This is a genomic window from Gilliamella sp. A7 (assembly GCF_002142015.1).
Taxonomy (GTDB): domain Bacteria; phylum Pseudomonadota; class Gammaproteobacteria; order Enterobacterales; family Orbaceae; genus Gilliamella; species Gilliamella apis_A.
The window spans coordinates 1-544 of record NZ_NASN01000121.1 but is presented as its reverse complement, the minus strand read 5'-3'; the positions used below and the strand labels follow the sequence as shown (position 1 = coordinate 544).

General features: G+C 45.4%; 2 tRNA genes and 1 rRNA gene. All 3 read right to left on the bottom strand.

Going from position 1 to position 544, the window contains the following annotated elements:
• Window positions 1-161: 161 nt before the first annotated feature.
• A tRNA-Ala gene (locus B6D18_RS12420) sits at window positions 162-237 on the bottom strand.
• A 53-nt stretch (window positions 238-290) separates the two neighbouring features.
• Window positions 291-367: transfer RNA gene (locus B6D18_RS12415), tRNA-Ile, on the bottom strand.
• Between the two features lie 55 nt (window positions 368-422).
• Window positions 423-544 (bottom strand): 16S ribosomal RNA (locus tag B6D18_RS12410); the annotation flags it as partial.

Here is a 544-nt window from a genome sequence, read left to right as displayed (position 1 = left end):
TTATCTCAATCCAACATATTTTCATATATCAGCTTGCGATAAAAACGAGAACTCGTTTCTTTCAGCTTGTTCCTAATTGTTAAAGAGCTTTATCTTTCTATTCATTCGAATATCAAATAAATACAAACATAATTTTTTATAGATAAAAGAGATTTCTTTAATGGTGGAGCTAAGCGGGATCGAACCGCTGGCCTCCTGCGTGCAAGGCAGGCGCTCTCCCAGCTGAGCTATAGCCCCATTGTCTCACTTCATCAACCAACCAAGCTAACCATCAGCTTAAGCAGTCGAATTGGTGGGTCTGAGTGGACTTGAACCACCGACCTCACCCTTATCAGGGGTGCGCTCTAACCACCTGAGCTACAGACCCAATAAAGTGACCCTTTCTAAACAAACAATCTGTGTGAACACTTACGAGCGCTTCGTAAGGAGGTGATCCAACCGCAGGTTCCCCTACGGTTACCTTGTTACGACTTCACCCCAGTCATGGACCACACCGTGGTAAACGCCCCCCTTGCGGTTAAGCTATCTACTTCTGGTGCAACCC